18 protein-coding genes are annotated in these 25,255 nt (G+C 53.8%); 13 read left to right on the forward strand and 5 right to left on the reverse strand.

The genetic code is table 11. The annotated features are described in order from the left end of the window. Positions 1 to 47: 47 nt before the first annotated feature. From HPY86_03900 to HPY86_03930, 7 genes are all read left to right on the forward strand, one after another. On the forward strand, positions 48 to 500 hold the full coding sequence (locus HPY86_03900) for a hypothetical protein (GenBank protein ID NPV14059.1): 453 nt from the start codon (positions 48 to 50) through the stop codon (positions 498 to 500). 46 nt (positions 501 to 546) lie between these two features. Then, a complete protein-coding gene (locus HPY86_03905) occupies positions 547 to 933 on the forward strand; it encodes an OsmC family protein (protein NPV14060.1) in 387 nt (128 codons plus the stop codon). 489 nt (positions 934 to 1,422) lie between these two features. After that, entirely contained in the window at positions 1,423 to 2,487 is a 1,065-nt protein-coding gene (locus tag HPY86_03910) for a glucose-1-phosphate thymidylyltransferase (protein NPV14061.1), read from the forward strand. Beyond that, positions 2,484 to 2,978 (forward strand): dTDP-4-dehydrorhamnose 3,5-epimerase family protein, encoded by a 495-nt coding sequence (locus tag HPY86_03915; GenBank protein NPV14062.1) that lies wholly within the window; start codon positions 2,484 to 2,486, stop codon positions 2,976 to 2,978. Before HPY86_03910 ends, HPY86_03915 begins: the two co-directional genes overlap by 4 nt. Position 2,979: 1 nt before the next feature. Continuing rightward, on the forward strand, positions 2,980 to 3,975 hold the full coding sequence (rfbB, locus tag HPY86_03920) for a dTDP-glucose 4,6-dehydratase (GenBank protein ID NPV14063.1): 996 nt from the start codon (positions 2,980 to 2,982) through the stop codon (positions 3,973 to 3,975). Positions 3,976 to 4,014: 39 nt separating this feature from the next. Next, positions 4,015 to 5,286 carry a hypothetical protein gene (locus HPY86_03925; GenBank protein NPV14064.1) on the forward strand — a complete coding sequence of 424 codons (1,272 nt, stop codon included), beginning with the start codon at positions 4,015 to 4,017 and terminating at the stop codon, positions 5,284 to 5,286. 358 nt (positions 5,287 to 5,644) lie between these two features. Beyond that, on the forward strand, positions 5,645 to 8,365 hold the full coding sequence (locus HPY86_03930) for a S8 family serine peptidase (GenBank protein ID NPV14065.1): 2,721 nt from the start codon (positions 5,645 to 5,647) through the stop codon (positions 8,363 to 8,365). A gap of 71 nt (positions 8,366 to 8,436) precedes the next feature. On the opposite strand, the gene HPY86_03935 is transcribed toward HPY86_03930, so the two are convergent. Then, complete coding sequence (locus HPY86_03935) at positions 8,437 to 10,818, reverse strand: hypothetical protein (protein ID NPV14066.1); 2,382 nt, start codon at positions 10,816 to 10,818, stop codon at positions 8,437 to 8,439. Between the two features lie 174 nt (positions 10,819 to 10,992). Here HPY86_03935 and HPY86_03940 point away from each other — a divergent pair, with 174 nt between their 5' ends. Further along, the gene (locus tag HPY86_03940; protein ID NPV14067.1) at positions 10,993 to 12,228 is read left to right on the forward strand and encodes a hypothetical protein; all 1,236 of its coding nucleotides are present in this window, start codon (positions 10,993 to 10,995) and stop codon (positions 12,226 to 12,228) included. Positions 12,229 to 12,363: 135 nt separating this feature from the next. Continuing rightward, positions 12,364 to 13,194 (forward strand): T9SS type A sorting domain-containing protein, encoded by an 831-nt coding sequence (locus HPY86_03945; GenBank protein ID NPV14068.1) that lies wholly within the window; start codon positions 12,364 to 12,366, stop codon positions 13,192 to 13,194. Between the two features lie 24 nt (positions 13,195 to 13,218). Here HPY86_03945 and HPY86_03950 read toward each other — a convergent pair whose 3' ends face one another. Then, the gene (locus HPY86_03950; GenBank protein ID NPV14069.1) at positions 13,219 to 15,789 is read right to left on the reverse strand and encodes a M28 family peptidase; all 2,571 of its coding nucleotides are present in this window, start codon (positions 15,787 to 15,789) and stop codon (positions 13,219 to 13,221) included. A 206-nt stretch (positions 15,790 to 15,995) separates the two neighbouring features. On the opposite strand from HPY86_03950, the gene HPY86_03955 reads away from it, so the two are divergent. From HPY86_03955 to HPY86_03970, 4 genes are read left to right on the forward strand one after another with little or no spacing between them, the layout of a single operon-like run. Next, a complete protein-coding gene (locus HPY86_03955) occupies positions 15,996 to 16,970 on the forward strand; it encodes a glycosyltransferase family 2 protein (protein NPV14070.1) in 975 nt (324 codons plus the stop codon). Next, a complete protein-coding gene (locus HPY86_03960; protein NPV14071.1) occupies positions 16,967 to 17,986 on the forward strand; it encodes a flippase-like domain-containing protein in 1,020 nt (339 codons plus the stop codon). Before HPY86_03955 ends, HPY86_03960 begins: the two co-directional genes overlap by 4 nt. Then, positions 17,986 to 19,107, forward strand: coding sequence for a histidinol-phosphate transaminase (locus HPY86_03965; protein NPV14072.1), 1,122 nt, complete (start codon positions 17,986 to 17,988; stop codon positions 19,105 to 19,107). The genes HPY86_03960 and HPY86_03965 overlap by 1 nt, the downstream gene beginning before the upstream one ends. Positions 19,108 to 19,128: 21 nt before the next feature. Beyond that, on the forward strand, positions 19,129 to 19,764 hold the full coding sequence (locus HPY86_03970) for a DUF502 domain-containing protein (GenBank protein ID NPV14073.1): 636 nt from the start codon (positions 19,129 to 19,131) through the stop codon (positions 19,762 to 19,764). Here the strand turns inward: HPY86_03970 and HPY86_03975 are convergent. The 3 genes from HPY86_03975 to HPY86_03985 all read right to left on the reverse strand — a co-directional run bounded on the left by HPY86_03975 (position 19,705) and on the right by HPY86_03985 (position 24,951). Beyond that, entirely contained in the window at positions 19,705 to 22,110 is a 2,406-nt protein-coding gene (locus tag HPY86_03975; protein ID NPV14074.1) for an AAA family ATPase, read from the reverse strand. The genes HPY86_03970 and HPY86_03975 overlap by 60 nt on opposite strands. 157 nt (positions 22,111 to 22,267) lie before the next feature. Next, positions 22,268 to 23,569, reverse strand: a complete 1,302-nt coding sequence (locus HPY86_03980; protein ID NPV14075.1) for a TldD/PmbA family protein — start codon at positions 23,567 to 23,569, stop codon at positions 22,268 to 22,270. A gap of 17 nt (positions 23,570 to 23,586) precedes the next feature. Further along, positions 23,587 to 24,951 carry a TldD/PmbA family protein gene (locus tag HPY86_03985; protein NPV14076.1) on the reverse strand — a complete coding sequence of 455 codons (1,365 nt, stop codon included), beginning with the start codon at positions 24,949 to 24,951 and terminating at the stop codon, positions 23,587 to 23,589. Positions 24,952 to 25,255 lie beyond the last annotated feature (304 nt).

Consider the following 25,255-nt stretch of genomic DNA (forward strand, 5'->3'; position numbering starts at 1 on the left):
GGCCGCACTCCTTGACATTACCGATGAAAAGGGCAAAATTTCCTGTTATGAGAGCACATCTTTATCTGTCTTTTTTACCGGTTTTCATTTTTTGGACCTGTGCCAGCCCGAACACCCAGAAGACTTCACTGCCCCCACTACCGCCCCAGGTAAAGGAGAGCACCCCGGCACCCGCTGCTACCCCAACTGTAGAAAAGTCAACCCCACCTGTTCGCCCCGCTCCTGAGGTGTCCTTTGCCCGCGATGTTTTACCCATCTTACGCAAACTTGCCCCGGACTGCCACACCGCCGAAGATATGGCGGGCAACTATGCGCTCGACTCCTATGAAGCGGTAATGGCACCCGGCACCGATTCTGTGCCCAATGTGGTTCCGGGCAATCCGGAAAAGAGTTTGCTTTACATCTATCTACAAAAAGGACATCCGTTCGGCAAAAAACCGGACAGCGCCCAGTTGCGCATCATCCGGGACTGGATTCTCCAGGGCGCCAAAAACAACTGAGGAGTAGAAAATGAACCTTGAAGCAACTGTCCGCTGGACAACAGATATGCAATTTCTCGGGGTCAGCGGCTCAAACCACACCGTGGCAATGGACACCGGACCGGACCACGGCGGTGCCAATACCGCACCCACTCCGATGGAACTGGTCTTAATCGCATTAGCCGGCTGTACCGGAATGGATGTGGTTGCGCTGTTGAAAAAGATGCGGGTCAACTTCACCCGTTTGGAAATGAAGGTCAAAGGCGAGCGCCGTGAGGAGCACCCGAAGATTTTTACCCGAATCGATTTACTTTACACCATCTACGGCAAAGATGTGAACGAAGATGCTGTAAAAAGGGCGATTGAACTTTCCCAGGAGAAGTACTGCTCGGTATCGGCACTAATCCGACCCGCGTGCCCGGTCAACTACACATATCAAATTGTCCAGGAGTAAAAGATGACGGCGCCCGCACCGGCGCCGTCAGGAGGTACGATGGTTCCCGTAACCGCTAAATTTTGTCGGGCTCGAGCGCTCAAATGTCAAAGATGAATCTAAACTGTCCTCACCCGAAACCGGTAAAATTTTATCACCCCAACCCCGGCTGTCAAGGATATTTTAAATAATTGTTTAGTTATTAAAATTCAATAAGTTACACAGAGAAACCCCGCTCGCATTTGTTTCGGCACTCTTCATTACCTTTTTAGGTGTAGAATTTATAGTAAGTTAGCGAAATATACCCCCTGATATCAAGGGAAAATTATTATTTGGCGAAATCTAACCCCAAAACCGCTAAAACACGGCTGGTTTGTAATATAAATATTTGAAAAATAGAGTCTTATATATTAAAAACTGTTTAACATGCACCCGAAAAGGGCGTTCTGGCGTGCCTTGGGTCAATTTTTCTTGACATTACCGGATTGAGCCTCATAATAACTCTGTTTTATGAAAGGCCTTGTCCTTTGCGGCGGTCGCGGTACGCGCTTGCGCCCCCTTACCTACACAATCGCCAAACAGTTGATTCCGGTTGCCAACCGGCCCATTCTATCTTATGTGTTTGACCACCTTGCTGCGGCTAATATAAGGGAGGTCGGTGTCATCATCTCACCCGAAACCGGTCCTGCAGTCCAGGAGTTTTTAGGCGATGGCGCCCGCTGGAACGCCAAGGTCAGTTATATCGTGCAAAAGGAGCCGCTCGGCCTTGCCCATGCGGTCAAAATCGCCCGCGACTTTCTCGGTGATGAGCCGTTTGTGATGTATTTAGGCGACAATCTGCTCCAGGATGGCATCGTCTCAGCCCTGAAAAGATTCACTGAGGAAAATGTCGATGCCCTGATTATGTTAAAACCGGTCCAGAACCCTTCCGCCTTTGGTGTTGCGGTCCTCTCGGAACAGGGCGAGGTGATTCGGCTTGTGGAAAAACCCAGAATTCCGCCCTCCAACCTTGCCCTGGTCGGCGTGTACCTGTTCTCACCTAAAATCCACCCGGTGATTGAAACCCTGCGCCCCTCCTGGCGCAATGAACTGGAAATCACCGATGCGATTCAAACCTTAATTGAAAAAGGGGCGCGGGTTAAACCGGTCATCGTTGATGGCTGGTGGCTCGACACCGGCAAAAAGGACGACCTCCTTGATGCCAATCACATCGTCCTCAAAACCTACTGCACCCGCAATATCACCGGTGTTGTGGACAATTCCGAAGTTGTTGATAATGTTTCTGTTGCACCCGATGCCCGGATTGTCAATTCAAAAATCCTGGGACCAACGGTCATCGGCGCCGGCGCCCTTATCGAAAATTCAACGGTCGGACCTTACGCCTCAATCGGCGCTGAATGTACCATCCGCAACTCCCGCATTGAAGGGTCGGTTGTCCTTGAAAAGAGCACCATCATCGGTGTCAATCGAATAACCCGCAGTCTCATTGGCCGGCAGGTAAAAGTCCAGGCAAACCCAAAAAAGGAACACGACCTGCGCCTGCTCCTCTCCGACTCAAGCGAGGTTGAACTGTGAACAGCCCATTTCAGGAGTTGAGCATCAAAGGTGTGTTACTTGCCCCTGCCCTTATCAACTCTGACCCGCGCGGCTGGTTGTGTGAAATCTTTCGCAAAGACTGGTTTGAAACTACCGGTTTAACCGAACTCAATCCAGCGATGGGTTATATCTCTTTTACCAATCCGGGCGCTATCCGTGGTCCGCACGAACACCGTCACCAGACCGACACCTTTGTTTTCCCGGGTCCATCCGACTTTCTTGTTGTCCTCTGGGACAACCGGCAGAACTCAGCCACCTACAAGAATCGGCTCCAACTGACCCTGGGTGCTTCAAAACCGGCGCTTTTAATCGTACCGCCCGGGGTTGTACATGGGTACAAAAACATCGGGTCTGTGCCCGGTCTGGTCATCAACACTCCGAACCGGCTCTATCGCGGCTGGAACCGGAGCGAACCGGTGGACGAAATCCGCTACGAAGACGACCCGGACAGCCCGTTTAAGATTGAATAATATGAAACTCCTCATCACCGGCGGTTGCGGTTTTATCGGCTCAAACCTGATTTACCACCTGTTGAACCAACACCCGGAATGGGAAATCATCAACCTCGACAACCTCTCCTATCCTGCCCAGGGTAGAAACCTCGCATCCCTGGAAAAAAACCGCCGTTATCGCCTGATTGTCGGCGCAATTGAAGACCAGAAGACCGTGCTCGCGGCATTAAGCGGCTGCGATGCGGTAATCCACCTTGCTGCCCAGACCCATGTTGACCGCTCCATCCTTGACCCGATACCATTTGTCCACACCAATGTCCTCGGCACCCAGGTACTGCTTGATGCTGCCCGGCAAGCAAGCATCAGCCGTTTTGTCCACATCTCAACCGATGAGGTTTACGGTGCCCTGTCCGAACATGCCCCACCCTTCACCGAAAGGTCACCGCTCGCACCCCGTTCGCCTTACGCCGCCTCCAAAGCCGCTGCCGACCTTCTGGTCCTTGCCGCTTACGAAACCTTCCGGATGCCGGTGATTATTGTCCGGCCCTCCAACAACTACGGACCATACCAGTTCCCGGAGAAGTTTATTCCGCTCGCCATTACCAACATCCTTGAAGGCAAAAAAATCCCGGTTTACGGCACCGGGAAAAACATCCGCGACTGGATTTTTGTTGAAGACACCTGTCGGGCAATCGAACTGGTCCTGCTCAAAGGCACACCGGGCGAGGTTTACAACGCCGGCGGTGCCTGCGAAAAACGGAACATTGAACTAATCCAGTCAATTTTGAACATGCTGGGCAAAGACGACCAGTGGATTGAGTTTGTGCCGGACCGACCGGGTCACGACTACCGTTACGCCCTTGACAACAGCAAAATCTACCAACTCGGCTGGCGCCCAACTGTTGACTTCGCCACCGGCATTGAACGCACCGTCCGCTGGTATCAGGAAAATCCCGATTGGTGGCAACCGCTGAAACAGCGCCTGCAGCGCGGGGTCCAGGGGTTCTGGACTTAACCGGTTGACTAACTTGGTAAATCGGCTAATCTATCACCGATGAGCGAAAACCGCACTCTTGACCTTTCTGCCCGACCCCTGGAACTGGGCATGGAAGCGGTTGACCCGCTCGAAACCGAAAGGCTGCGTCGGGTCATCGCCGCCCAGGAACCGGGCTCAAATCTGCTCGGACTTCCCGCCGAAGAGATGCTCAGCCGGCTTGGTATCCTGACCGCTCAGGGCAAATTGACCACCGCTGGTATGCTGCTGGTCGGTAAAGAGGAATACCTCCGTACGACCATCCCGGGCCACAGCGCCATCTACCTCCATATGAAAAACGATGTTGAGTACGACCGCCGCATCGACTCCACCAAACCGCTCCTCGCCCTCCTTGAAGAGTTCACCAATTCGGTTGAACCCCACAACCGTATCTTCACCCTGAAATTCGGTCTTTTCCACTTTGAAATTCCCGACTTTCCGCCTGAGGTCTATCGTGAAGCGCTGCTCAACGCCTTCACCCACCGCGACTACTCAATACCCGCACCGGTCTATCTTCGCCACTTTCCGGACCGGCTGGAAATCTCCTCACCCGGCGGATTTTTAAGCGATGTTACCCCGGAAAACATCATTGGCCATGAGCCAATCAGCCGCAACCCGCTTCTTGCCGAAATCCTTGAGCGCATCCGCCTGGTCGAGCGCGCTGGTATGGGTGTGAAACGGATGTTCCAGATTCTCCTCTCCTATGGCAAAGAGCCGCCCGCGTACGAATCGGGCGCCGACTATGTGCGGGTTACGCTCCGTTCGGGCCGGGCCGAAAACAAAATTGACGAAAACTTTGCCCGCTTTGTTGTCCGCTGCCAGCAGGAGGGCAAAGAACTTTCCCTTGCCGACCTCTTGCTCCTCAACTGGCTCAAACGCAACCGCGAACTGGACCTTACCGAAGCCCGCACCATCCTGGGCCGGTCCGAACGGGAGGCGTACGAAGCGCTCACCGCAATGGTCAACCGTGGACTCCTTGAACCGTTTGGTGAAAAAAAGGGCAGGGTTTACCGGCTGTCAAAAATGGCTTATGCCCGGCTGCGCAAATCGGTAAACTACTACCCGTTCCGCCGCGCCGAATCCACCTATGCCGAGACCACAATTCTTCACTACCTTGAAGACCTTTCTGGACCTGAGGAGTCCCGCTTCATCACCAACGAGATTGTCCGCACCCTTTTGCGCGTCTCACCGGACCAGGCAACCTATATCCTTAACCGGCTGGTAAAACAGGGCAAACTGACCCTAAAGGGCAAGGGCAGAGGCGCCCGTTACTACCTGAGAAAAACGCCATAGCAACCCCAGGACCCGGGCACAACAAAAGTTTTTAAGGATACCAGCACAAAACCCAAAAGACATCAATTTCCCACACCATCCCCGAAACCGTCCCGGGGTTGGGTATGGAAAATCGGCTGCAAAAAGATTAACTTACAAAACATCAAAGTGTTATGTAAAAACCCACTCTTACTTTAAGTATACTTTAAAGTATACTTATCCCACTCATCAATCCTGATTCACACCTTCGGCAAATAAGGTTAAAGCAACCCCTTTAACACCGAACCATCTCTTTCGGGCAGGTATTACACCCCGCATCTCTTTGACCGCACAATAATGTTTATTATAATTTATAGATATAAACCTTAAAGGAGGACTGGTGAGTAAAACAATCGTCGCCAGCATTTTTTTAATGCTGAGCATCGTCCCAATCTCTGCCTTGCCCGCAGACCATTTTCGTAGTGGGCAAATTCACCGCTTTGCATCCGAACCCGGTGCGGAAATCAACTTCATCTCTTTTAGCAACGGCTATACCATTGACACCCGCTATGGTGAACCCAGCCTGCCGGTCGATTTGCGGCTTGAGCCGGCTGAAGCCCGCTACTACATCGTTCAATTTACCGGACCGATTCAACGGTCCTGGTTTTCCCGATTAAACACCCTGGGCATCCAGACAATCGGTTATCTACCCTATTACGCCACCATCGCCCGTTTGACACCCGCGCAACTGGAACAGGTCGCGCAACTGCCCTTTGTCCGCTGGACCGGCATCTTTCAGCCCGCCTACAAAATTCAGGCGGAACTCTTGAACAGCACCGAACCCGAAGACATTGCCGTTCTCGTAACACCTGGCGAACCTTCCCAGCCCCTTGAAAATCTCATCACGCTGCAGGGTGGCATTGTTGTCCAGAAAACCGAAAGTCCGTTTGGCACCGTGATTCAGGCGCGGCTTCCGGGCTGGGCAATTCCGGTAATTGCCCGCGCACCCGAGGCGTTCTGGATTCAGGAGTGGACCGAACCAACAACCGCCAACAGCAATGGCCAATGGGTCACCCAATCGGGCTGGCGTGCTACCGCACCGCCCGACACCTCAACCGAAGCGCGGCCTGTGTGGCGCAATGGCGTGCGCGGTCAAGGGGTCATTCTTTCAACCACCGACACCGGCTTGAACCTCGGTCACGATATGTTCCGGGACCCAACGCTATCGGTAACCCCGCCTGGAATCTGGCCCGAACATCGCAAGGTGGTCGCCTACAAAAAGTACGGCACCGCCGATGCGAGTGAAGGACAGTACCACGGCTCCCATGTCAACGGCACTGTTGCCGGTGACGACTCAATTACCGGTGGCACCAGTTACTACGATGGGATGTCAATCAAGGGTCGCCTCTACTTTGTTGACCTGACCAACGGCACCAGTTTTGTTCTTGGCACCGACCTCTGGGCCCTCTGGGATACGGTCTATTTTGGACGGGGTTTGCCCGATTCGCTCCGGCCCATCAAACAGCACTCTGGCTCCTGGGGCTGGTCCAACTCCTCAGGTACCTATCTTCTCCAGGACGCATCAACCGACGCCTTCATCTGGGCGCACAAAGACTTCTTGAACATTATGGCAGCGGGCAATGAGTACTCAAGCCGGAGAATTCGCAATCCGGGTATTGCGAAGAATGTTTTGACCGTGGGCGCGCTCCAGAACGGCACCGCATCTAACACCATCGCCTCATTTTCCAGCCGGGGTCCGACCCAGGACGGCAGGCTCAAACCGAGCATTATGGCACCGGGCGAAGGTATCTACTCCGCAACCCGCACCGGCACCAACACCTATCAGTCAATGGACGGCACCTCAATGGCAACGCCGATGACCAGTGGCGCCATTGGACTCATCCGCTGTTACCTCCAGGAAGGCTTTTACCCGACCGGCACGCCAACACCGGAAAACCGCATCTCCTACATCTCGGCAGCACTGCTCCGCTCAATGGCAATCGCCTCTGCCGACCCGAACATCGGTTCCTACACACCACCGGACAACAACATCGGCTGGGGCAGAATTGATGTCGATTCGGTGCTCTACTTTGCGGGCGACACCCGGAAACTTCTGTTAAAAGACGACACGATTGGCATCGCCACCGGCGAATATGCCGAAGAGCAGTTCCGGGTTGAATCCCAAATCCCGTTAAGGGTCGCCCTTGCCTGGTCTGACACCGCTGCTGCGCCCAGTGCCAACCCCACCCTTGTCAACAACCTTGACTTAGAACTGATTTCGCCCACCGGCACCTACTACCGCGGCAACAAGTACAGCGCGGGTCAATCCATCGCCAACCCTACCGGCTGGGACTCAATCAACACCGAAGAGTGCTGTCGCATCAACGCACCGGACACCGGACTCTGGACAATTCGGGTTTATGGCCGCAATGTGGCAACCGGTAGCCGTCAGCCTTTTGCCTGGACAATCACCGGCGCGCTCGCCCTGCCCACAACAACCCACGATGCCGGCGTAATGGCAATCATCACCCCGAGCGGTGACATCGACTCGGGCACGGTCATCACACCCCAGGCACTGGTTAAAAACTACGGCACGACCGAAGAAGAGATTACGGTGGTGTTCAACATCTCGTCACTCTACTCCGACTCCCAGACCGTTACGCTCGCCGCCGGTGCCGCCGAAACCCTTGACTTCGACCCCTGGACCGCAGAAGTAATCGGCACCCAGACCGCAACATCGTTCACCATCCTGTCCGGCGATGAAAATCCGGCAAACGACACCGCCCGGTTTGAGTTTGAAGTGCTGCCCGGAACCGGCGTTGAAGAAGGCAGCGCATCGCTCAATCGGGTATTCCTTGCTCCAGCCGAACCCAACCCCTTCCGCAACAGTGTCTCTCTCCGCTTCAACCTGCCTATATCCAGTTCGGTGAAACTCCAGATTTTCTCGGTGACCGGCGAACTTGTCGCCAGCCTCGTCAACACCGAAAAACCGGCTGGTACCCACACCGTCATCTGGAACGGAACCCTCGAAAACGGCAAAAGTGCTTACTACGGCGTGTTCTACTGCCGGCTCAGCGCAGGCAATACCGTGCTCACCCGCAAACTGGTTAAAACCCGATAAAGGAAGTACCTTATGCGCGGGGCGTCAGGACGAACCTGATGCCCCGTTTTATTTCAACCTTTCTTTCGGAATTATTGTATTCGTACCAGTCGCACCGCTTGGCCATTTAACACCGCAAAATAGACTCCTGGTGCTGCATCCTGATTAAACTCATCCCTGCCGTCCCAGACAAACTCACCCGCGGCACCGGGCTGCAATACCCGCACCAACCTCCCTGATCGGTCATAGATACGCAAAGGCTTTAACCTTTCCTCTGCCGGCACAAACCTCCTGATCGTTGTTTTCCTCTGGAACGGATTGGGTGCAACCAGCACGCCCTGGACCGGACTTAACAACCCGGACTTTTCGGCAAACCCAACCCGGCCAGCAATAACCGAGATACTGGCGCCTTCGCTGTTGGCGATAAACACCCGATTGTCTTCCGCCCAACTTAATCCCGCTTCTGGGGCGATACCGACCTCAATTGTTTCTAACACCTGATTGGTTGCCCCATCAATGACCGAAACAGTGTTATCGTAAGAGTTCGGGCAGTAGATACAGTTGTCCCCGGGATTAAAAATCAACCCCATCGGATTTGTTCCCACCGCCACCGTCGCAACCACCGTATCCGGTGCGGCGTCAAGCACGCTAACCGTACCACTCCCGGTATTGACACAATAGATGCGGTCTTGGGCTCCATTGGCGACAAAACCGGTTGGTGCCCTGCCCACCGCCACGGTCTTCAGCACACTGTCCGCCGCCGCATCGATAATCGTAATGCTGTTCGTCCGATTGTTGGCGCAGTATACCCGATTGTTTGCCGAATTGTACAACACCGCCACAGGAAAACCGCCCACCGGTAAAAACCGGCTCACCCTATTCTCATCAACATCAATCACCGCCACCGTTCCTGACCCGGCTAAGGCACAGTACACCTTATCTCCTGTCGCATTGACGGTGAGCGCCTTGGGTTCGGCACCAACTGGAATCGTTGCCTGCACGCTCTCCGCTTCCGGTGAATATACGGTAACCGTCCCACTACCGTAATTGGCAACATAAACCAATCCCCGGGTGGGCAGAAACAAAATCGCCTCAGGCCTGGTCCCAACCCTTACCCATTTGATTACGCTGTCCCGGGCAACATCCAATACCGCGATTTTGCCACTGTCCCGACAGGCAACAAAAACCCTTTCTCCTGTCCCGTCAACACAGAGTCGCCACGGACAACCGGGAACATAAATTTCCGCCACCGGCATCAAGGTCTGTCGGTCAATCGCCGTGACATAATCGCTCCACTGATTTGCGACATACACCTTGTTTTCCGCAGGCGTCAGTGCGATGGGCCAGGCACCCAGCCGCACCGTGCCCAGCACCTCCTGCCGGGCGCAATCAATTACCGTAATATCATTACTCCGCCAGTTTACTGTGTAAACCCGGCTCGTTGTCGGGTTTGCGCATAAAGTCCAGGGATAACGTCCGCACGGCACAAAACCAATTACCGTATCTGCTTGGCCGTCAATAACCACAACCTGATCGGCACTCGGAATTACACCAAATACCAGATTGTTCACCGAATCCCAGATTAGTTCCTTGGTCTCGAATCCTGTCAGTATGCGTCGCACCGTATCACCGGCACCACAGAGCACGGTGACACCTTGATTATGACCGCAGTAAACCCGATTTTCGCGCAGGTTGCAGGCTAGCGTTTGGGGCGTACTGCCAACCGGGAGCGTGGCCCGTACCTCCTGCGTTGCTCCATCAATGACTGTGACATTATCACTGGTCGTATTCGCACAATAAACCTTGTTGGCGACTGGATTGTACGCCAGCGCCCTAGGGTTTGTTCCGACCGGAATAGTGGTGCGCACCTGATTATTCATACCTTCAATTACCGAAACACTCCCCGAGATCTCGTTGCCCACATAAATCAGGTTGTTCACCGTATTGACACACAAACAAGCGGGCCTTGTGCCTACATCTACCCGGGCGAGAACCGAATCGCCTGCACCGTCAATCACTATCACCTGATTAGTAATGTAGTTCGCCAGATACACGCGGTTGACCACCGGATTCACTGCTAAAGCATAGCCGCCCCAACCAACATCAAGTTGCCGGACACCCTGGCCGCCTGCTGCATCAATGATTGTCAACCAGTTGCTGTAGTAGTTGGCGACATAAACCTTGTTCGTCAGCGGGCTGTATGCCATCGCTACGGAAAAGTAACCGGTCGGGATTCGGCCGCACCGACGATTGGTTTCTCCGTCGATAGCAACAGTACATTCTCCATCTTGACCGGCAACAAAAATCCGGTTGTTTAACGGACTGCAGACCGCGCACCGCGGATTGACCATTCCGCCCAGAGAATCCGGGAGAAAAACTGTCTTCTCAAGCCTCTGGGCACCCACCACCCCGGTAAAAAAGAGTATCCCGAGTCCGCTCTTTACCAGCCGTTGAACTGTCATCGCAAATCTCATCGGTTTGATTATACCTTCCAACCACTCCCTGACAACAACGAAACCACCATCTCCTTAACCGTTCAATAGCAGGTTGGTATTAGTGTAACAATCAAAAACGGCACGGAACCTACCTTTGAAACTTTAAGGTATTGCTATTGACCCCATTTTTGTACCGTTTATAATAGGATGTTGATGAAAAGACCGCTGTTTTTCCTCGCCCTGCTCCTCGTCGCGTCCCAGGCAGAATGGGTTTCAATTGGACCGGACGGCGGCTATATTCAAATTCTAACAATTGACCCCCAGAGCCCGAACCGGCTTTTGGCAATACCTTACGAAGGTCGGGACACACCGCGCGTGTTTGTTACGGTTGATTCTGGCGCCCACTGGCAGACACTCAGCCGGTTCGGTGACATCTATCCGCTGGCGCTGGCGATTGACCCCTATCAATCCAATCGGGTTTATGCCCTGAACGGGGGCGGCAACCTATTACTTTCCACCGACAGCGGTGTATCCTGGTATCTCGGCTCTTTGCCCGGGCTCAATCTCACCTTAAAACCAGACCCGCACCGCGCCGGCCGGCTCCTGGTCGGTGGCTATGATGTTGTCAATGGCAACTACCTACCGGCAATCCACATATCAACCGATTTTGGCGCGCACTGGTTAAGGGTGATTCCCGACTCAACCGCCTTCAACCAGCAAGCCCTTTGCATTGAATTTGACCCGGCGGTTAGGGATGTCGTCTGGGTCGGCTGCTCCAACTCGCTGATTTATCGTTCAACCGATGGCGGAGTCACCTGGGAGCGGCGCTGTTCTGGTCTGCCGGCAAACGCCTCAATCCAGGCGTTATCCGTTAACCCGGATAACAGCGACCTCGTCCTTGCCGCAACTGCGTTCGGACTTTACCGCACGACCAATGCGGGAATGACCTGGCAAAGTGCGGGTGTTACCCGTGCTACTGTTGTTCAATTTCCCTTAACCGATGGCGCAATCGGTTATGCGCTCGGTTACGACTCTTTAACCCAATCCTACCGGCTGTTTGTCTCCCACGATAGCGGCGCCACCTGGCGTGGGGCGCAGCCCGGAATTACCCTTGACAAAGGCGGCGGCTTGATTGCTGACCCGCTGGTGCCGAACCGTGCCTATATCTACTCACCGAAGGGTGTGTTCTGGACCAATGATGGTGGCAACAACTGGTCTGAGCGCCATTCCGGGATGCGCTTTGCCCGCATTTCAACCATCAGTGTCAGCCCTTCTGACTCCAGCCGGTTGTATCTGGAGTTTTACGAGAACGGGATTTTTAAGTCCCTGGACGGAGGCAACACCTGGCGCCGCTGTTCCGACTTTCTTGCCTGTGGTAACATCTGCGGAATCGGCATCGCTACCAGCACCAATACCGACATCCTTTACGCCCTGGAAGGCAAGGGTTGAGGCTCTTCTGAGCTCTTTAAGAGCACCGACGGCGGGACCGTCTGGGAACAGATTGACTCCTACTACGACGACGGGGGCTGCTGCCTTGCCCATCCTGCCAACCCCGAGTTAATCCTCACCGGTGGCAGAGGTCCGGTGAGCCAGACCAACTGGTCTTTTGTTGTCTCCTACTCTACCAACGGTGGTAGCAACTGGACCCGCTGCAACCTGTCCGGTTCCAGTACCGGTTTCTGTTATACGCTTGCGGTCGCCCCTTCGCAAACCGAAATTGTCTATGCCGGGGGCGAGGTTTCGGGCTACGGTGCTGTTTACCGCTCGACAAATAACGGCATCACCTGGACCCGGACAACGCAGGCACCAATTGAAACCGTTTTTAGCCTCGTTGTCCATCCCGGAAATCCCAATACCGTCTATGCTGCCACTCCGGGCGGTGTGTACCAATCAACCGACGCCGGAACAAACTGGACCAACCTCCTTTCCCAGCGCGGCATGCGGACGATAAAAATTTTCCCGTGCGCACCCGACACCATCGTTGCCGCCGGCGACTACGGGGTAATGTTCTCAACCGATGCCGGCGCTCACTGGCAGGAGATGAACGACGGGCTGGAATGTTTACGGATAACGAGCCTTGAGTTTGTCCACGCCCCGGAACTCAGCCTCGTTGCCGGAACCAATGGCGGTGCTGGATACCGCTGGACTTTTTCTACCGGCGTCAATGAACTTTCCCATTCTAAGACATCGCACTGGCACATCTCACCCAATCCCGCAAGCCGCCGCATCTTCGTGCAAACCAACCATCCGGAGGTGCGTCTTGCTGTTTACGATGCGCAAGGAAGAAAGGTCTGGCACGGTTCAGGCGCCCGAACCGTGACGGTTGATGTCAGCCGCCTGCCCAGCGGTGTGTACCATCTTGAAGCCCGGACCGCTCAGGAAAGATGGTTTAGCCGGTTTACTGTTGCCCGCTGAACATCAGGTTATACTCGCCTCTTCTCAGTTAATCAAAACCGCCTTCTTGACTTCCTTTACACCCGGTACCCGGAGGAAGTATATCCCGTTAGGCACGGTCCGCGTGTTCCAGACACCTTGCCCCTGGTTAATTTTCAGCCGGGAAACCTCTCGACCGGAACGGTCATAAATTAGAATCTCCGCATCTTGACTACCAGCCGGACTCAACCGGATTTGTACCACACCCCGCGCTGGATTGGGCATAACAACCTTCTGCCCGGAAAGCCCGTTACCCGGAATTACCATCGCCCTTTCCTCTAATCCGGTCGCCTCGACCGTTGTAAACTTTATTGCCCTGCCCGGCACAATGGGCGCCGCGCCGTGATGGTAGTTACCGTTGTAAAGCACCTGAATCGCAATTGTTCTGGTCGGGTCCTGAATCCCGACTGTTGAACTGGTAAGATTGTTTGCGGTTTGGTACTGAAAAACAATTACATTGTCGCCGGTTGGTGTCTGTACCGTAGAGTCGTAGATTAACACCTGGAATTTGTCGCGCACAGTGCGGGGGTTGTAGTAACAGACGCTGTCGTACTCAATCACCAGCCGGTGGTTCAGAGAGTCGTAGTGGTAATAAACAAACCCGGTGTTGTTGTAGCCGGGGTATAGGTCGTCCCAGTTGACGCCAAGTACACCGGGCGGCGTCTGGGAACTGGGTAAGGGTTGATTGTTGTAGTTCGGTTGCCGGTAAAATCCCGGGCAGAGCCAGCCATCCGCCGAAATGGAAAGCGAATCGTAATCCCGGCCATAAAAACGGAAAGGACCAAAACCATCAGGCAGTTTTATCACCTTTACGCTGTCGTTGTGGGGAAAATTCAACCGCGTCCCGATGGTGTTGATCTCCACCCATTCGTAAACCGGATGCTCTACCCAGGCGGTATCGATGTCGTCATAAGCCCAGTAGATTGGTGGCTGGCTATTGTCCGGAATCGGGTCGGTGATGAGATACCGACCGACCGGTATGGTAAAGTGGCTCTGATAGGTACTCTCCTGTGCGGTGATGACCAGGTCGAACTCAACCGGATGCTCGCGTGGGGTATTGACGCGCGCCCGCATCGTATAAGGTTGACCGCCCACCGCCGACTCTCCGGCTGGAATGTCACTGAAGAAACTGCTGTCTGAAAACAGTGTAACAAAACTGTCTGCGGTGCTGAGCTGGGCACTAACCGTATGGGCATCAACCACCCCAAAGTTTTTCAGGGTCACATACACACCAACACTCTCTCCTGGGTCCCAGAACCCGTTGTTGTTACCCGCGGCGTCATCAACCCGGTAGCGCAGAAAGCCCAGCAGTGGCCGGTTTGAGGGTACAGGTTCGCCCAGGAGCGCCAGCCCCGCAACACCGGTTTTTGTCACCTGGGTGCAGAACTCATTGCTGTTGTAGCCGGCACCGATTGAGTCGCCCGGTGTGTGATAATATGGATTTACGGGCCAGAAGTCCTCAATGCCGCAAAACGCCAGATAACCGTTGTTCCAGAAGGGCCCGTGGTCTGAGTTCTGGTTGTCGTTCACCATCCGCTTGTAAATCGGCAGTCCGGTATAGGTGTCCGCCACTGCGGTGAACCAGTCAACAAAAGGCTCACACGCTGGATTGGCAATCTTCCCCATCACATCAAGGTTCTCGGGCGCCGCATCCACATAGCCAATCATATCAAAGTTCAAAACCCCGAGGATTGAGTCACCCTGAACCCGTGCCTGATTCGCATAGTACTCACTGCCGTAAAGCCCAAACTCCTCACCGGAAAAGGCGATAAACCGCAAATCGTTTTGAAACCGGTACCCCTGAGTGACCCGTGCCGCCTCAATCACCGCCGCGGTACCCGATGCATTGTCGTCCGCACCCGGTGCATTGCTCGGAGCATAAGAGTCAAAATGGCCACAGATTATCGCATAAGGGTTGCGCTGGCCCCGCACCCCAAACTTAATCCCAATCACATTCGGTGCATGACCCGAGGTGTGGTTTTGCATCAGCACCGTGTCACAGCCGTACGCGATAAACTTCTGTCTTATCCACTCTGCCGCTGCCCGGCAGGAGTCTGATGTCGAATAGCGGGTACGGTAGCGCTGCAACCGCCGGACATAAGAAAGAACCGAATCGGCTGACACCCGGGAGACCATCTGCCCCACTAAAGGATTGGACAAAACCTGGGGCGCCTTCCACTCCGAACGGTGAAAGGCCCAGCCCTGAAGGCTCACCCGGCCCAAAAACGCGGGCAGGGTCATCAACTGTTCAACCCTATCAGGCTCAACCGCAACCAGGAACTCTGTGCCGTCAAAGTCAAGAATGCGTGCCATTTTCGCCAGCTCTTCCTGTTCCGCCCAGTTAACAAGCCGAACCCGGTAGTAAATCTTCTCATCAGGTCGAAAATCCAGCACTCTGCCCCGATACACTGCAATCTCCTCCTCTTTACCCACAACCAGAACCCCATTATTAGTCTGGCCCACAACACGAAACCTCTCTGCCAGTTGCTCGGGCGGAAATCCCGGGATAATCGCCAGAAACTCTTCTGCAAAAAGCGCACACAATATTACACTTAAAATCAAGACCATCCTCTTCACTTTTACTCCTTTCTTATATTCCAATTAATTTTACCGCCAGACCAACAAAAGACAAGTCCCGCACTCAAACAACTTTCCAAAAAGACGTTTTGTTATAACCCATTGTTTTTCATATAGTTATAATAAAGAAGCCGGGCTGGCATAATGCCCGGATACTTGCCGCACCTCTTGACAACACTCCAAAATCTGGTATATTTTCACCTGTAATGGGGTTTACAAGCCGCCCGGAAGCCGATGTAGCGAGTCGTCAAAAACCGCTGGTCTCGGTAATTGTACCGGCTTACAACGAGGTTGAGAACATTGAGCCCCTCCTTGCCGAACTGGCTGAAAAACTGGACGACTCTTATGAGGTAATCTTGGTTGATGACGGCTCAACCGATGGTACATACAACAAAGCAGATTCACTTCGGGATAAGTACCCATTTCTCAAAATCCGGCGCCTGAGTAAAAATCAGGGTAAGACCGCGGCGGTTCTTGCCGGCTTTGAACTTGCCCAGGGTGATTATGTTTCAATCTTTGATGCCGACCTGCAGTTTACGCCAGAAGACATCAAAAATCAGGTTGAAATTTTAAAAAAGGGTTATGACCTGGTTACGGGCCGAAAGATTGGCCATTATGAAAAGCGCACCGTCTCTTCAATCTACAACTGGCTTGCCCGGAAACTGTTCGGCTTGAAGGTCCACGACATCAACGCCCTCAAAACATTCCGGCGTGAGGTTCTGGAATCGCTCTCGCTGCGCAAAGACTGGCACCGCTATATCGTTCCCCTTGCCGCACAAAAAGGTTTTTCCATTATCGAAATCCCGGTTGAACTCCGGCCCCGTTATGCAGGAAAACCCAAATACTCAAATCCCGGCCGAATTGTCATCGGCTTTCTTGACCTGCTTGCGGTTGGGTTTCAGGTTTCATTTATGCGCAAACCGTTGCTTTACTTCGGTACGCTCGGGCTGGTCAGCCTCCTTATCGGTTTTCTTGTCGGTTTAATCGCCATCATCCTTCGCATCCTCGGTCACGGTTTTCGGCCGCTACTTTACCTTGTCATCCTCTCGGTTCTTGCCGGTCTATTACTCTTTGCCGCCGGCTTCCTCGGTGAGGCGCTCGCCTATATCAACGAACGGATTGAGCATCTGGAGCAGGTGCTGCGCCCCAACCCGGACCGAGAGAAAAGGCATGAAAAGTGAAACGAGCGGTATCAACTGCGCTCCGAATTGTCATCTCGTTTGGTTTACTCGCCCTGCTCGCATTTCTCTTTCGGAATCAACTGGGCAACTGTCTGCTCACTATTCGCTCTGCCAACCTGAAATTTCTCCTTCTTGCCTTTCTCACCTACATCCTTTTCATCTGGGTGTCAGCGTGGCGCTGGCAGATTCTCCTCAACGCTCAGGGGCTACGCTTCTCCGCCTGGTTCCTTGCCCGGGTTTTTACCCTCGGCCTCTTCTTCTGCAAACTCCTCCCCACTTCAATTGGCGGTGATGTCATGCGTATTGCCTACACGGTGAAACCGGGCAAAGGACCTGAGGCGTTTTCCGCAACATTTCTTGACCGCCTCATCGGGTTTGAAAGTCTTACATTTCTTGCCGTCCTGATGGCGCTTTTCATCGCCCTGCGCCGCAGCAACGCACTGAGTTTGGGAAAGGCGGGTTTAACCGGTCCCGGTGTCATCCTGATACTACTTTTAATCCTTCTGGTGCTTATCCTTGTCACCGCGGTCCTGTTTAACGACCGCTGCCACACAATTGCCCGCCGGTTGTTCGCCCGTCTTCCGTTTCAACTGCAGCGCCTCACCCAAACCCTGGACCGGGCTTACGAAGCGGTAAAGCGCTACCGCCATCTACCCAGGGCGCTGGCATTGAGTTTTATCCTTGGGATAGGTGTTCAGGCAACGCTATCGCTTGCCTGGTTCTTTTGCGCCGCTGCGGTGCGGGCAGTGGTACCAATCGGTTATTACTTTGTCTTTATTCCGCTTTTGAACATTGTCGTCAACATCCCAACCATTGGCGGACTTGGTGTCCGGGAAGCCGCATTTCTCGCCTTCTTTACCCCCGACTGGCTCCCGGGCAAAATGAGCGCTGAGCAGGCGCTGGCTACCGCCTTGATTTTCCTGGGGCTGGATTTGATATTTGCCCTCTTGGGCGGGCTGTTGTTTGCCTTTACCCGCCGTCCGACGATAGAAAATAACCCCCAAAAGGAGGAGTGATGTTTTTGCCCCAACCAAGACCGAACATCGAAAAGGTTACACCTTATAAACCGGGCAAACCGGTCGAACAGGTTGTCCGGGAACTGGGCTTAAAAGGACCGGTGATAAAACTGGCATCAAATGAAAACCCGCTGGGACCTTCACCCAAAGCGCTCGCCGCACTGCGCAAACACCTCAACCAACTGCACTTCTACCCCGAAGACACCTGTTTTTACCTGCGCAAAGAGCTTGCCGAGCGTTTTAAGGTTGACTACGACTCAACAATTGTTGGTAACGGCTCGGTTGACTTAATCTATATGGCGTGCCTCGCCTACCTTGACCCCGGTGACGAACTGATTATGAGCGCCGGTGGCTTCATTGCCCCGCGTGTTGCCACCCGGGTGATGAACGCCCAGCTGATTGAAGTACCAACCAGCGACTATCGTCACGACCTGAACCGAATGCTCTCCTCTATCTCCCCGCGCACAAAAATCATCTACCTTGACAACCCGATAAACCCGCTGGGCACAATCGTCACCAAGAAGGAACTGGACGCCTTTATGGACCAGGTGCCGGAACGGGTCCTTGTCATCCTCGACGAAGCCTATGCTGAATACATCACCTCCCGGGACTATCCAAAAGGTATCGACTACTACAACAAAAACAAAAATATCCTCATCCTCCGCACCTTTTCTAAAATCCACGGCCTTGCCGGCTTGCGGATTGGCTACGGGTTTGCCAAACCGGACATCATTCAGAGCCTGATGAAGGTACGTTTACCCTTCAATGTCAGCCGCGCTGCCCAGGCAGCGGCGCTCGCCGCCTTGAACGACACCCGACACATCCAGCGCAGCCGGCGCATCAACGAAACTGGAAAAAATCTCTTCTACAAAGAACTCAAACAGCTGAAACTGTTCTATCTGGAAAGTTATGGCAACTTTGTGTTTATCAACTTTGCGGTTGACTCCCAGCTTGTGTTCGAAGCGCTCCAGCGCCGGGGCGTCATTACCCGCACCTTGAAAGAGTACAACTTCCCCAACGCCCTGCGGGTTTCAATCGGTCGGGAACCGGAAAACAAGCGGTTTATTAAAGCCCTGAAAGAGGTCCTCGAAATCCTCCGTTCTTCACCGGCACAAACCTGAGCCGGGTATCGGAGGTAAGTTGTGTTCTCCCGGTTGCGTCGCTACTTTCTCACCGGTCTGGTTACCGTCCTTCCAATCGGACTAACCGTCTTTGTTCTCTGGTTCATCATCTCCAGCCTGGGAAAAATACTGCGTCCGCTCCTGCTCTACCCCCACTGGTTTGAGAAACTCCCGGCCAGCGTTATTACCATCATCAGCTTTATTTTGCTTCTCTCCGGCATCACCCTGATTGGTGCCCTGACTTCTGGTATTGTTGGCCGGCAGGTCGTCCTGCTCGTTGACCGTTTTTTTCAGCGCCTCCCCTTTGCCCGCTCGGTTTACACTTCAGCCCGCCAGCTCACCGATGCGGTGTTCATCCAGCGCAGCTCTTTGCGGAAAACTGTCCTTGTTGAATACCCCCGCCGCGGTATGTTCGCACTCGGTTTTCTTACCAGCGAAGAGCCGTTGACACTTGCCGACGCCGGTCGTGTTTACCTTGTCTTTTTCCCGACAACACCAAACCCAACCAGCGGCTGGCTTGCCCTTGTACCGGAAGCGGACATTACTGAAACCAATCTCAGCATTGAGGAAGGTTTAAAATTTATTGTCTCGGGCGGCTTAGCGCGCGCTGCCGGCGCCACCTTCTTCCGAGCGAAACCGCCGGAACATCTCGGCTAACTCCCGCAACCGCTTTTTCACCCGGCCATTGACCGAATCCGGTGGATATTCACCTTTCTGGTCCATCTTCCCGGCTTGAACCCCGGTTAGCAGTTCAATCCCTTCGTCAATCGTCTCAACCGCATAGATGTGAAACAAACCCTTCTTAACCGCCTCAACCACATCCTCGCGTAGCATCAAATCCCCGAGATTTGCCTTGGGAATTAAAACCCCCTGGGTGCCGGTAAAGCCCTTGATTCGACACACATCAAAAAACCCTTCAATCTTCTCGTTTACCCCACCGATTGGTTGAACCTCGCCTTTCTGATTAACCGAACCGGTCACCGCCAAATCCTGACGCAAAGGCAGTCCGGCAAGCTCAGAAAGCAGGGCGTAAAGTTCGGTGGACGATGCGCTGTCGCCATCAATCCCGCCGTAGGACTGCTCAAATGTTATCGAGGCGGAAAACACCAGCGGCATATCCGACGCATATCGGTTACGCAAATAACCCACAATAATGTAAAGCCCCTTGTCATGGATTGGTCCGGAGAGCTCGGCTTCACGCTCAACGCTGATGACCCCGGCGCTTCCCACCCCAACTTTGGCGGTGATGCGCACCGGTATCGCAAAGGCATGTTCTACCATCTCGTAAACCGCTAAACCGTTCACCTGCCCCGGTACCGCGCCTTTAACATCGATAAATAAAACCCGTTCCCGGATACTCTCCTGCAACTTATCTTCAATCATCTTTGCCCGCTGCCGCCGCGCCTCGATCGCCTGTTGCACAAACTCCGCGGTCACAACCTTTGCCCGGGCTTTACCCGCCCAGTAGTTTGCCTCCTTCAAAACATCACCAATCACATTGAACCGCGTGGACAGTTTACTCTGCCGCCCGGCAAGCCGGACCCCGTACTCAATAACCTTGGCGACTCCGGTTTTATCAAACGGCTTCAGGTTCTCCTTCTCACAAAGCGTTTTAATCACCTGGGCATACTCCTGCACCGCACCCCGGTTCAAATCCATCACCCAGTCAAAGTCGGCTCGCACCTTGAACACCTTTTTAAACTCCTCATCGTAGGCGGCAAGAATCCCATAGACCAGCGCATCCCCAATCATAATCACCTTCAGGTCCAGGGGTATCGGCTCGGGCTTTAGCGCCGTTGTCCCGAACAGCGAAACAAACGGGTCATAGGCGGCGATTTCCAGTTTCCGATTGCGCAGGGTGCGCTTGAGATTGGGCCAGACGCCAGGCTCAACCAGAAGGTCAAGGGCATTGACCACCAGAAACCCGCCGTCCGCTCGTAAAAGCGAGCCGGCTTTGATGTGCGTAAAATCGGTACGCCATTGACCAGAGCGGTCCCAGACCCGTTCAATTGAACCAAACAGGTTGCGATAAGTAGGATTGGTCTCAAACACAACCGGCGCGGTCTTGGCACCCGAGTTGTCAACCATTACATTAACCCGGAACTCAAGGTAAGGGTCAACTCCTGCGCCGCTCCTTGCCTCTTCGGATGGGCGCTGTCGGAACAAGTCAAGCCGCTCAATAATTGCGGTCTTGACTTCGTTTAGATACTCATCAACCCGATGGTCCTTGTGCCGCTCCCGAATTTCGTTAATCCGCTCCTCAAGTACCGGCGTCACGATGTCCCGGTCCAGATTTGCCAGCGCCTCCCGTGCCTGCCGTTCAAACTCCCGAATCTCCTTAAAGATTGCCAGCAGTTCACTGCTCAACTCCCGGTAGCGGGTCTTTATCTCCTTTGCCCTTTCCTCGGTCAATTTACCCTCTTCCACCAACCGGTCCAGGACATCAACGCTCACCGGTTGTTTGTCAACAATCGGTGCTAGTTCGGGCCGGGAAACCGGCGCGGTCTGAACCAGTGCAAAACCCTCAGCCGCAACTCTTTTCTCAAAGTCGCGCACCCGGGCCGCACCCTGTTCTTTGAACCGGTCGACAATCTCCTGACGGGCATTCTGATACCCTTCGCCCTCAAACAAACGGGGCACATTTTTTACCAGATAGGAAACCAGTTCGTCCATCTCGGACTGCAACAGGCGTCCCTCACCCGCCGGTAAAACAAGCAAGCGTGGTTGGTCCGGGTCCTGAAAGTTGTTTACCAAACACTTGTCGGTAAGGTTTTTTATCGGTCGGCTTTTCTCCAGCAGTTTCTGGACTGTGGTCGCCCGACCGGTTCCTGGTGGACCGGTAACAAATATGTTGTAACCAGCCGCTTCAATCTCCAGTCCCAGTTGCAGGGCGTTGACCGCCCGCTCCTGACCCACAATCTCCCGGGTAATTTTAATGTCGTCGGTTGTTTTAAACCCCAGCCCTTCCGGGTCACAAGTCCAGCGCAGTTTGTCAATCGGCACCCGGAACCTTTCGTCAGAACTTTTCCTTTTGTTTGCCCCTGTACTCTTTCGCCGCTCTTTTTTCACGATATCCCCCTTTTTATTAATCGCCGAGTGTTGATAAAGTAGGGCACCGCATCCTGGCGTTCCGGCATTTTCCTTCCCTGTACATAAATTCCTAATCCTTTGTCGCCACTTTCAGCGACGAAAAACTGATAAAAGGCAAAAAGGCGTCACCCAGGTCACGCTGAGTCCTGCCCACCGCCTCAACCCTTTGAAACATCTCGTACACATTGCCGGCAATATTGACATCTTTTACCCTGCCCGCCACCGCACCATTTTCAATCTTGAACCCGCAGGATACATTGAGTGTCACCTCGCCGGCAAGGATGTTTGACATCCCGCCGCCGATAAACCCATAAACGAGCAACCCTTCCTTAATCCCGCTTAAAACATCGTCCAGTTCGGCTCCGCCCGGTGCCAATTCCAGATTGCTCGTCCCGGGGTTGGGCGGTGCCGTATAGCCCCGCATTGCTGAACCGGTGGATATGCTCCCGCAAGCTGCGGCGGTGGCGATATCAAAGAGAAATCCCTTGAAAACGCCCCGTTCAAAAAGCACATTTTCTCTTGCCGGGATACCCTCATCGTCAAAAGGCGAAGATTTGAGTCCGAAGGGTCTCAGCCGGTTGTCAATCAGGGTGATTTTCTCGCTTAAAACCCTTTTCCCCTCCTTGCCAATCAAAGGTGATGTTCCCTTCTCCCGTTGTTTGCCATCAACCGCAACCTGCAATGGTAAGAGCAGTTCACCCAGCGCCAGCGGTGTCACCACCACCGGATAATCACCGGTTTTCAGGCGTGCCCGGCGCTTGGCAAGCCGGACAAATTTTTCCATCCGCGTCACCACCGCATCAAGCGGAAACGGCTTGGCATCCGAAAGGTTGACATAGTCATAAAACCAGTAAATCCCCTCGTCCACTAAAAGCCCGGAAACCGAAACCTGCAACTCGGCACGCTCAAAACTCGCATCCAGCCCGGCACTGTTGCTCAATCCAATCTCCTGGTAAACGCGGCTGAAACTTACATCAACCTTCAACTCCGGTACCCTTGAAGCCAGCGCATCAATCAGGTCCCGTCCCCACTCTATCATCCGTGCCGCCGATACCAGCATCACCTTGTTCTCAAATGTGGTCACCGCGGGTGGCTCAATCGGTTTCGGGAAATCAAACCGTGCCTCCTTGCCATAAGCGGCAGCCGCACACGCGGCTTGAACCACCTCCTGTAACTTCTGCGGGTGGGAACTGGAGGCAAAACCGAGCCTGCCCTCTTTTATCACCCGCAATCCCCAGCCTTTGGTCAGTTTGGTTCCCTGTGCGTACAGTTTCCCCTGCCGGAACTCAACTTCGCTACGGTCGGTCTCAACTGAGAAAACCTCGGCCTGTTCTGCCTGGCGGTCTGCCAGTTCCAGCAACTTTTCTCTCATTTTACCTCCGGCCAAAATTACCTGCCACCGACAACGACATTTTTGATTCGAATGTGGGGCGCGCCCGTACCCACGGGCAAAGGTGATTGCCCTGATTTTCCACACCCGCCCAGCCCGCCGTGAATCACCAGGTCGTTGCCAATCGCATCGATGTTCTTCATCGTTTCGAACACATTGCCCGAAAGGGTGACATCGCGCACCATCTTTGTCAATTTGCCTTTCTCGATTAAATAGGCGTACTGGGATGAAAAGGTAAACGCCTCAAGTTCGGTCATCCCGCCCCGGCTGCCAACAACATAAAGTCCCGAATCGATTTCGCCCAGCATCTCATCCAGCCTTTTGTCCCGGGGCTCAATATAAGTGTTACTCATCCGCACGATGGGCGCAAATCGGTAAGAAACCGCCCGACAGTTGCCGGTCGGCTCTTCACCCATCTGGTGTGCGGTCTGCCGGCTATGCAGATGACCGACCAGAATGCCGTGCCGGACCAGTTCGGTGCGCTGCGCCGGGGTTCCCTCTTCATCAAAATGGTAACTTCCCCTTTCCTCGGGCAGCGTGGCATCATCCACAATCGTCAACTGCTCGACCCCGAACCGGGCGCCAATTTTCATCTTTTCCCGCAACCGCTCATTTTCCGCGATGAAATCGGCTTCACTCATATGCCCAAACGCCTCATGCACAAACACGCCGCCCAAAAGCGGGTCAATGACCACCGTGTATTTGCCCGCCTTGACCGGCTCGGCTTGAAGCAGGTCTAACGCAATCTTTGCCACCTTTTCCAGCCGCGCCTCCTGATTACGCAGCGCGGCAAAACCCTGACTTTTACCAAAACTTTCACCGTAACTCTGAATATTAGCACCGTCCCGGGCAACCGCGCGACAGGAAACTCCGGTGTAGACCTGCTCCTGCTCAATATAACGGTCCTCAGTTGAGTAGAAGTAAGTCACCCGATGCAGGTCATGATAGGCTGAGACGGTGGTTACAATCCCGGGTGTTTGCAAAAGAATCGCATTGTAATTTTTTATCAGGTCGTGCTTTTCGGCAAGCGATACCTTGCGCGGGTCGTACTGCTTGGGCAGGCGGATGCGCTGTTCCAGCGCGGGCAGCAGTACCAGACCACCTTCGCGCCGGGGCAACGCCAGCGCCTGCAACGCCAGTTCGTCTGCCAGCTCTTTTAAACTTTCATCAACGGTGTTAAATGTGGCGGTAACCCAGTTTCCCTGATGAAAAACCCGGAGGCAGCCACCCCGCTCAAAACTGGTTCCAATCCGGTCCAGCTCCTTGCCCAGATAGACCACCTGTGTTGACTCGCTTTCTTCAATCCGAATGTCAGCGTAGTCAACGGTCAAACCAAACAGTATATCATTAAGAAACTGTTTCATACATCAACCCGCTACCTCTTAGCATAAACAGATAAAACGGGTTGTCAACCAAAAAACTACCGCATCACATCAACCCTAAAAACACTACGGCGCGCCGTGGGCACTGGCACGCCGTAGAATTCGGTCCCCATTGAGAGTGCTGGACTGGTGAGGCGAGGACCTTGAGCGCGACACCCTCTACCATGCCTCCTCTGGCTCGGTCCAATCTACCCACCCCCTCTTCTATCACATTATATAAGCAAAACTTGTGCCAGCAAACCTCAACTTTTATCGCTGTTAACAGTATGAAAAACAATAACTTACA

Source organism: candidate division WOR-3 bacterium (genome assembly GCA_013177935.1).
Taxonomy (GTDB): domain Bacteria; phylum Hydrothermota; class Tepidihabitantia; order Tepidihabitantales; family Tepidihabitantaceae; genus Tepidihabitans.

Excerpts from the sequence above, each read along its gene's own strand:
- HPY86_03900 (NPV14059.1), top strand. The coding sequence starts at position 48 with ATGAGAGCACATCTTTATCTGTCTTTTTTACCGGTTTTCATTTTTTGG.
- HPY86_03905 (NPV14060.1), top strand. The coding sequence starts at position 547 with ATGCAATTTCTCGGGGTCAGCGGCTCAAACCACACCGTGGCAATGGAC.
- HPY86_03910 (NPV14061.1), top strand. The coding sequence starts at position 1,423 with ATGAAAGGCCTTGTCCTTTGCGGCGGTCGCGGTACGCGCTTGCGCCCC.
- rfbB (NPV14063.1), top strand. The coding sequence starts at position 2,980 with ATGAAACTCCTCATCACCGGCGGTTGCGGTTTTATCGGCTCAAACCTG.
- HPY86_03925 (NPV14064.1), top strand. The coding sequence starts at position 4,015 with ATGAGCGAAAACCGCACTCTTGACCTTTCTGCCCGACCCCTGGAACTG.
- HPY86_03935 (NPV14066.1), bottom strand. The coding sequence starts at position 10,818 with ATGAGATTTGCGATGACAGTTCAACGGCTGGTAAAGAGCGGACTCGGG.
- HPY86_03940 (NPV14067.1), top strand. The coding sequence starts at position 10,993 with ATGAAAAGACCGCTGTTTTTCCTCGCCCTGCTCCTCGTCGCGTCCCAG.
- HPY86_03955 (NPV14070.1), top strand. The coding sequence starts at position 15,996 with ATGGGGTTTACAAGCCGCCCGGAAGCCGATGTAGCGAGTCGTCAAAAA.
- HPY86_03965 (NPV14072.1), top strand. The coding sequence starts at position 17,986 with ATGTTTTTGCCCCAACCAAGACCGAACATCGAAAAGGTTACACCTTAT.
- HPY86_03980 (NPV14075.1), bottom strand. The coding sequence starts at position 23,569 with ATGAGAGAAAAGTTGCTGGAACTGGCAGACCGCCAGGCAGAACAGGCC.
- HPY86_03985 (NPV14076.1), bottom strand. The coding sequence starts at position 24,951 with ATGAAACAGTTTCTTAATGATATACTGTTTGGTTTGACCGTTGACTAC.